The sequence below is a fragment of the Stenotrophomonas sp. 82F1 genome (genome assembly GCF_056861525.1).
Window position 1 is genome coordinate 119,798 of the sequence record NZ_JBSPUD010000001.1, and the last position, 8,409, is coordinate 128,206.

The 8,409-nt window shown below is 66.8% G+C and carries 5 protein-coding genes; 1 reads left to right on the forward strand and 4 read right to left on the reverse strand.

Annotated elements, in window-relative coordinates; all coding sequences use genetic code 11:
- Positions 1-19: 19 nt before the first annotated feature.
- The 4 genes from katG to AC13GI_RS00555 all read right to left on the reverse strand — a co-directional run bounded on the left by katG (position 20) and on the right by AC13GI_RS00555 (position 6,345).
- Positions 20-2,260 carry a catalase/peroxidase HPI gene (katG, locus tag AC13GI_RS00540; protein ID WP_482995206.1) on the reverse strand — a complete coding sequence of 747 codons (2,241 nt, stop codon included), beginning with the start codon at positions 2,258-2,260 and terminating at the stop codon, positions 20-22.
- A 144-nt stretch (positions 2,261-2,404) separates the two neighbouring features.
- Positions 2,405-3,022: a DUF937 domain-containing protein gene (locus AC13GI_RS00545; RefSeq protein WP_482995207.1), complete on the reverse strand. Its 618-nt coding sequence runs from the start codon at positions 3,020-3,022 to the stop codon at positions 2,405-2,407.
- 129 nt (positions 3,023-3,151) lie between these two features.
- Positions 3,152-5,743, reverse strand: a complete 2,592-nt coding sequence (gene mutS, locus AC13GI_RS00550) for a DNA mismatch repair protein MutS (protein WP_099821071.1) — start codon at positions 5,741-5,743, stop codon at positions 3,152-3,154.
- 209 nt (positions 5,744-5,952) lie between these two features.
- The gene (locus tag AC13GI_RS00555; RefSeq protein WP_482995208.1) at positions 5,953-6,345 is read right to left on the reverse strand and encodes a barstar family protein; all 393 of its coding nucleotides are present in this window, start codon (positions 6,343-6,345) and stop codon (positions 5,953-5,955) included.
- Between the two features lie 369 nt (positions 6,346-6,714).
- On the opposite strand from AC13GI_RS00555, the gene AC13GI_RS00560 reads away from it, so the two are divergent.
- Positions 6,715-8,391 carry a ShlB/FhaC/HecB family hemolysin secretion/activation protein gene (locus tag AC13GI_RS00560; RefSeq protein ID WP_482995209.1) on the forward strand — a complete coding sequence of 559 codons (1,677 nt, stop codon included), beginning with the start codon at positions 6,715-6,717 and terminating at the stop codon, positions 8,389-8,391.
- Positions 8,392-8,409: the final 18 nt, after the last annotated feature.

Here is an 8,409-nt window from a genome sequence, read left to right on the forward strand (position 1 = left end):
TGGCATCTACCCGGTCACATCAACCGTGCAGGTCGTAGCGGTCCAGTTCCATTACCCGCGTCCAGGCGGCGATGAAATCCTGCACGAACTTCTTCTCGCCATCGGCACTGGCATACACCTCGGCCAATGCGCGCAGCACGGCGTTGGAGCCGAACACGAGATCCGCACGGGTGCCGGTCCAGCGTGCAGCGCCATCGCTGCGGCCGCGGCCTTCATAGCTTTCGCGGCCGGTCGCCTTCCAGGTCGTGCCCATGTCCAGCAGGTTGACGAAGAAGTCGTTGCTCAACGTGCCGGGTCGGTTGGTGAACACGCCGTGCTTGCCGCCATCGACGTTGGCGCCAAGCACGCGCAGGCCACCGACCAGCGCGGTCATTTCCGGTGCGGTCAGGGTCAGCAGCTGTGCCTTGTCGATCAACAGCGCCTCACCCGGCACGCTGTAAGCGCCCTTGAGGTAGTTGCGGAAACCATCGGCAGCCGGTTCCAGCACCGCGAACGATTCGACGTCGGTCTGCTCCTGGCTGGCATCGGTGCGGCCCGGGGTGAACGGCACGCTCAGGTCGTGGCCGCCGGCCTTTGCCGCCTGCTCGATGCCGACGCCACCGGCCAGCACGATCAGGTCGGCCAGCGACACCTGCTTGCTGCCTGCGCCGTTGAACTCGGTCTGGACCTTTTCCAGCGCGGCCAACACCTTGGCCAGCTGATGCGGCTGGTTCACCGCCCAATCCTTCTGCGGCGCCAGGCGCACGCGCGCACCATTGGCGCCACCGCGCTTGTCCGAGCCGCGGAAGGTCGACGCCGAAGCCCACGCCGTCGACACCAGCTCCGCCACGCTCAGCCCAGTTGCCGCGATCTTCTGCTTCAGCGCGGCGATGTCCTTGGCGTCGATCAACGGGTGCTTGGCTTCCGGCACCGGGTCCTGCCAGATGAATTCCTCGGCCGGAACTTCCGGGCCCAGGTAGCGCGCACGCGGGCCCATGTCGCGATGGGTCAGCTTGAACCAGGCGCGGGCGAACGCATCGGCGAAGGCCTGCGGATCCGCAAGGAATTTCCGCGAGATCTTTTCGTAGGCCGGGTCCATGCGCAGCGACAGGTCGGTGGTCAGCATGGTCGGGCGGTGCTTCTTCGACGGATCGTGCGCATCGGGGATCACCGCATCCGCGTTCTTGGCGACCCACTGGTGAGCGCCAGCCGGGCTCTTGCTCAGCTCCCACTCGTGGCCGAACAGGATCTCGAAGAAGTCATGGCTCCACTGTGCGGGCGTACGGGTCCAGGTCACTTCCAGGCCGCTGGTGATGGTGTCGCCACCCTTGCCGCTGCCGAAACTGTTGGCCCAGCCCAGGCCCTGGCTTTCCAGGCCTGCTGCTTCCGGTTCCTTGCCGACGTTGTCGGCGGGGCCGGCACCGTGGGTCTTGCCGAAGCTGTGGCCACCGGCGATCAGGGCGACGGTTTCCTCATCGTCCATCGCCATGCGGCCGAAGGTGTCACGGATGTCATGCGCGGCCAGCACCGGATCGGGATTGCCGTCCGGGCCTTCCGGGTTCACGTAGATCAGGCCCATCTGCACGGCGGCCAGCGGGTTTTCCAGTTTGCGCGAATGCACGTCGCCATCAGCGTCATCATCGGACACCAGTACGCCGTGGTCTTCCTGCACGCCTTCGGAGCCGTGCGCGTAACGCACGTCGCCGCCCAGCCAGGTGGTCTCGCGGCCCCAATACACGTCCTGGTCGGGCTCCCAGGTATCGGGACGGCCGCCGGCAAAGCCGAGCGTTTTGAAGCCCATCGATTCCAGTGCGACGTTGCCGGTCAGGATCAGCAGATCGGCCCACGAAATGGCCTGGCCATACTTCTGCTTGATCGGCCACAGCAGGCGTCGCGCCTTGTCAAGGCTGACGTTGTCCGGCCAGCTGTTGAGCGGCGCGAAGCGCTGCTGGCCGCGACCACCGCCGCCACGGCCATCGTCGATGCGGTAGGTACCGGCGCTGTGCCAGGCCATGCGGATGAACAGGCCGCCGTAGTGGCCGAAGTCGGCCGGCCACCAGTCCTGCGAATCGGTCATCAACGCCTTCAGGTCGGCCTTCAGGGCGCCGTAGTCCAGCCCGTTGAAGGCCGTGGCGTAATCGAAGCCCGCATCGAGGGGGTTGGAGCGCGTGGAGTGCTGGTTGAGCAGGTCCACGCGCAGCTGGTTCGGCCACCAGTCGCGGTTGGTCGTCGCATCACCGACGACGGCATGGTTGAACGGGCACTTCGCTTCGCTTTTCATGGGTCTCTACCTGTGGACTGGCGAATGAGGGAATCAGATCGCTTACCCACCATAGGCATCGCCTAATGATGGGTAAATTCGATTGATTCAACCGATGCGATAGTGACTGCCTATGATCGGCAGCGCTTGGATCGTTGTGCGCGATCAGCGCTTGAGCAGGCCCGCGCCGAGCTTGAGCAGATCGCTGGCGCCGAACTGGCCATCACCGTCCTGGTCGAGCGCACCGCCGAGCAGGTTGCCGATGCCGCCGCCGGATTGCTGTGCTTCCTGGCCCAGGGCCTGGCTGAGCTGGCCGGCGTTGCCGCTCTGGGCAAACCGCTGGGCCAGGAACGACATGACGATGGGGGCGAGGATCGCCAGCAGCTGGCTGGACTTGCTGCTGTCCAGGCCGGTCTTCTGGCCCAGCGCTTCGGCCGCCTGCGAGGTCTGCCCACCGAAGACGTGGCCGAGGATGCCGGCACCGTTGGTGGCATTGCCACCGCCACCGCCCATCACCGCGCCGAGGATGCTGCCGAGATCGAAACCGCCACCACCGCCGCCGGCCGAACCGAGGTGGTCGCGCTGCAGGGCATTGAGCAGGGACTGCGCACCCTGCGGCTCACTGGCGTTCTGGCCCATCGCGCCCAGCAGCAGGGGCAGGGCGCTGCCGACGGCCTGGGTGGCCTGGCTGCTGTCCAGGCCGAGCTGCTGCGAGACCTGCTGCAGGCCTTGGCCCTGCTGCAGCTGCTGGAAGAGGGATGCAGCGAGGGATTCGGTGTTCATGGCGGTCTCCGGTCTGTGAAGGACGAACCGCCCGAGCATAACGCCGTGTACACGACGGAAGTGCGAAAGGCAGCCGAGCGTGGGCTCGGCTCTGCAACGGTAGCGCCGGGCCATGCCCGGCGGCCGGGATTACAACAGCGCCTTCAATCGGTACAGCGCTTCCAGCGCCTGCTTTGGGGTCAGCTCGTCCGGGTCGATCGCGGCCAGCGCCTCCTGCGCCTTGTTCGGCGGGGCGGCAAACAGCCCGAACTGCTGCGGTGCATCCAGCGCCTGCGGGGCGAGTCCGGCGGCATGGCTTTCGCCGCCGCGCTGCTCCAGCTCTGCGAGGCGTCGACGCGCCTGTGCCACGGTGGCACGCGGCAGGCCGGCAAGGGCAGCCACCTGCAGGCCGAAGCTGCGGTTGGCCGGGCCGTCCTTCACTGCATGCATGAACACCAGCGCTTCGCCGTGCTCGACGGCATCCAGATGCACGTTGGCGATGCCGCTGCGGCCGCCCTCGTGCTGCTCGTCGGCCAGCGCGGTCAGTTCGAAGTAATGGGTGGCGAACAGCGTGTAGCAGCGGTTCTCGTAGGCGAGGTGGCGCGCCACCGCGTCGGCCAGGGCGAGGCCATCGTAGGTGGAGGTGCCGCGGCCGATCTCGTCCATCAGCACCAGCGAATGCGCGGTGGCGTGATGAAGGATGTAACTGGTTTCAGCCATCTCGACCATGAAGGTCGACTGCCCGCGGGCAAGATCATCGCCGGCGCCGATGCGGGTCAGGATGCGGTCGATCGGGCCGATCAGCGCGCGGCTGGCCGGCACGAAGCTGCCGATGTGGGCCAGCAGCACGATCAGCGCGTTCTGCCGCATGTAGGTCGATTTACCGCCCATGTTCGGGCCGGTGATGACCAGCATGCGACGGTCCGGGTGCAGGTCCAGGTCATTGGGCTCGAACGGCTGGTCGCGCACGGCTTCCACCACCGGATGGCGGCCGCGTTCGATGTTCAGGCACGGCTCGGCCTGCAGTTCCGGGCGCGCCCAGTCCAGCGCCTGCGCACGCTCGGCGAAGGCGGCCAGCACATCCAGTTCGCTGAGTGCGGCGGCGCACTGCTTGAGCGGCTCCAGCTGGGTGCCCAGCGTGTCCAGCAGTTGCTCGTACAGGTACTTCTCGCGCGACAGCGAACGGTCACGGGCGGACAGCACCTTGTCCTCGAACGCCTTCAGTTCTTCGGTGATGTAGCGCTCGGCGTTGGTCAGTGTCTGCCGGCGGGTGTAGTGCACCGGCGCGCGCTCGGACTGGCCCTTGCTGATTTCGATGTAGTAGCCGTGCACACGGTTGTAGCCGACCTTCAGGGTGGCGATGCCGCTGCTCTCGCGTTCGCGCTGTTCCAGGTCGACCAGGAACTGGTCGGCGTGGGTCGACAGGCGGCGCAGTTCATCCAGTTCGGCGTCGAAGCCATCGGCCAGCACGCCACCATCGCTGAGCTTGAGCGGCGGCATCTCGGCAATCGCGCTGGCCAGCAGGTGCGCGCACTCGTCGTGCTCGCCGAGTGCCGCGTGCAAGGTCTGCAGGCGCGGTGAATCCAGCGGTGCCAGCACCTCGCGTACGGCCGGCAGCAGGCCCAGGCCATCACGCAGGGTGGAGAAGTCACGCGGCCGCGCCGAGCGCAGGGCGACGCGGGTCAGGATGCGTTCCAGGTCGCCGAGGCGGCGGAACTGCTCGCGGATATCTGCGTCCGCGCCGCGGTCGATCAGTGTTTCCACCGCGTGGTGGCGCTGCACCAGCACCTCGCGCAGGCGCAACGGCCGATGCAGCCAGCGGCGCAGCAGGCGGCCACCCATCGGCGTCACCGTGCTGTCGAGCACGCCGAGCAGGGTGTTGCGGGTATCGCCGTCGACGCGGGTGTCCAGCTCCAGATGGCGACGCGTGGCCGCGTTCATCGCGATCGCTTCGCTGGCGGTTTCCATCGAGATGGAGGTCAGGTGCGGCAGGCGCTGCTTCTGGGTTTCCTCGACATAACCGAGCAGGGCGCCGGCAGCGGCCGTGGCACGCGGCTTGTCGTCGATGCCGAAGCCACTGAGGTCGTGCAGCTTGAAGAAGTTCAGCAGCTGACGGCGACCGCTGTCGGCGTCGAACAGCCACGGTGCGCGGCGACGTACGCCGCTGCGCTGGCGCAGGAAGTCCGGCCAGTTCTCTTCATCCGGCACCAGCAGTTCGGCCGGTTCCAGACGGGCCAGCTCGGCTTCCAGTGCATCGTCGGTGTCGACTTCGTTGACCAGGAAGCGGCCGCCGGCCAGGTCGGCCCAGGCCAGCCCATAGCCGCTCTTGTTGCGTGACAGCGCCATCAGCAGGGTGTCGCGGCGCTCGTCCAGCAACGCTTCGTCGGTGACCGTGCCCGGGGTGACGATGCGTACCACCTTGCGTTCGACCAGACCCTTGGCCAGTGCCGGGTCGCCGATCTGTTCGCAGATCGCCACCGATTCGCCCAGCGCCACCAGTCGTGCCAGGTAGCCCTCGTAGGCATGCACCGGCACGCCGGCCATCGGAATCGGTGCGCCACCGGAGCTGCCGCGCTGGGTCAGGGTGATGTCGAGCAGGCGCGCCGCCTTGCGCGCGTCGTCGTAGAACAGCTCGTAGAAGTCGCCCATGCGGAAGAACAGCAGCAGGTCCGGATAGTCGGACTTGGCTGCGAAGAACTGCTTCATCAGCGGGGTGTGTTCGGCGGACTTGTCTTTGGACATGGGACTCGTGGATCAGGGGCGTCCGCTCGCGCCGGAAGGCAGCGGGGGCGGAGCGGGTACAGGGTCGTCCATGGTAACGGGTAGGGGCCCGGGGTGCCTCGATTGCCAGGGGAGACCTGGTCCATCGGAACAGGTGCCGTGGCACGCACGGCCTGGCTGCACCGGGGCGCGCACAGGACCGGTTGCGCGCACCGCTGTCGACGCAGGCCTCAGGCCGGCAGCAGTGCAATGTTCGGGTGGCCGGCGAAGATCTGCATCACGATGTCGAAATAGGTCTGCCCCTCGCCGCGTTGCAGGGCGTCCAGCTGCTGGCTGATGGTTTCAGCATTGAACGTACCCGGTTGCCGCAGCTTGTCCTCCAGCCACGCACGTGTGGTCTCCAGTCCCAGTGCCTCGCGGCTGTGGTCGATATCGCGCCAGACCACCGTGGCGGTTTCGTGCCCGGCCAGCGCGCCATGGCCGCCGTACAGCAGATCGTCCAGCGCATCGAGGCTGGGCCCGAGCTGCCAGTCTTCGCCGGCCATGAAAACGCGGTTGATCTCCGCATAGAGGCTGGGGATGTCAACGATGGCGGCGCCTTCGATCTGCAGGAATACGGTCATGCGCCGACTGTAGCGTGGGCCGGCGGAAGGCGTTGTGCTGAACGCTGTTGCTTTGCGGCGTGGCGCGTGCCCCCGCATACTCTGGATTGCCGTCTGCGGTGTGCTTTCCCGTAGCTCTGGGCATTTGAAAATTTCCCTATAGAAATCCTCGGGGCGGCCGATAGCGTATGCGCCACTTCGCGTCGGGCGCGGTGGCATGCCGTTGCATATCCCCGGCGAACCTCGATTCAAGCCTTCGGGTTGGCCCTTCTCCCTTCCGGGAGCAGGACCGCTGACGCGTGGCATCAACACCTGGAATTGATTGTGCAAGCAAGGAAGAAGTCTGTGCGCGGTGCGCGCCGCGTTGGTGGAGGGTTGGTGCTTCTGGGCATGTCCTTCAGTGCTGCTGCCCAGCAGGTGGGTGACCCGGGTGCACAGGAGCTGCTGCGCCAGCAGGAGCGCGAGCGCGCGTTGCGCGAGCAGCAGGAAAGCCGGCCCGACGTACGCCTGGAGAGCAGCCAGGGTGAACAGGGGGAGCGCCTGCCGACGCAGGAACAGCCCTGCGTGCGTATTGATCGCATCGTGCTGGAGGGCGAGGGTGCCAAGGGCTTCCAGTGGGCATTGGCCGCAGCCGATCCGCGCGAAGATCCCGCCAGCGGCCGCTGCCTGGGCACTGAAGGCATCAATGTAGTGATGAAGCGTGTGCAGAACGCGATCATCGCGCGTGGCTATGTCACCACCCGCGTGCTGTCGGCCCCGCAGGATCTGAATACCGGCACGCTGACGCTGTCGGTGGTACCGGGGCGATTCCGCGAGGCGGTGTTTTCCGAGGCGGACGCGCGGCATCCGGTCCTCGCCAACGCGCTGCCGATCCGCAGCGGTGGCCTGCTGAACCTGCGTGACATCGAGCAGGGCCTGGAAAACCTGCAGCGCGTGCCCACCGTCAGCGCGGACATCAAGATCGCACCCGCCGATGGCGAAGGTGCCGCACCCGGGCAGAGCGACCTGCAGATCGACTGGAAGCAGCGTTCGCCGGTGCGCGCCAGCGTGACGCTGGACGATGCCGGCAGCCAGGGCACCGGCAAGCTGCAGGCCAACGCCACACTGTCGTTGGACAATCCGCTGGGCCTGAACGAGCTGTTCTACGTCAGCGCCGGGCGCGGCGTGTTCAATGGCCAAGGCAAGGACACCAGCAGCTGGACCGCGCACTACGACGTGCCCTACGGCTACTGGCTGTTCGGCGCCACGGCCAGTGCCTACGACTACCGCCAGACGGTGGTCGGGGCCTACGAAAGCTATGACTACAGCGGCCGCAGCGGCAATGCCGAAGCACGGGTGGATCGCCTGCTGCTGCGCAACGCCAAAACCAAGCTGGGCATCTACGGTCGTGGTTGGCAGCGCACGTCGAAGAACTACATCGACGATACCGAGATCGAGGTGCAGCGCCGCCGCACGTCGGGCTGGGAGCTTGGCCTGACCCACAAGCAGTTCATCGGCGCGGCGACGCTCGATACCACGCTGGCCTACCGCCGCGGAACGGGTGCCTTCCATGCCCTGCGTTCGCCCGAAGAGATGGCGCAGGCGTGGGATCCGACCCTGCCGTTGGAAGGCACCTCGCGGATGAAGGTGATCACGGCTGACGCGCAGTTCAGCGTTCCGTTCCAGCTGGGCAAGCAGCGCCTGCGCTACACCGCTGCCTGGCGCGCGCAGTGGAACCGCACACCGTTGTCGCCACAGGATCGCTTTGCGATTGGTGGCCGCTACACGGTGCGTGGATTCGACGGCGAAAGCTCGCTCAGCGGTGAGCGCGGCTGGTCGCTGCGCAACGATCTGTCGCTGGGCATGGGCGGCGGTCAGGAGTTCTACATCGCTGCCGACTACGGCCGCATCGGCGGGCCATCGGCGCAATGGCAATCCGGCCGTGATCTGGCCGGCATGGCGTTGGGCCTGCGTGGCGGCTGGCAGCAGCTTTCCTGGGATGGCTTCGTGGGCTCGGCCCTGCACAAACCGGCCAACTTCCCTACCGACTACACCACCTTCGGTTTCAGCCTGGCGTGGCGTTACTGATCTGGCACAAGGATTCGT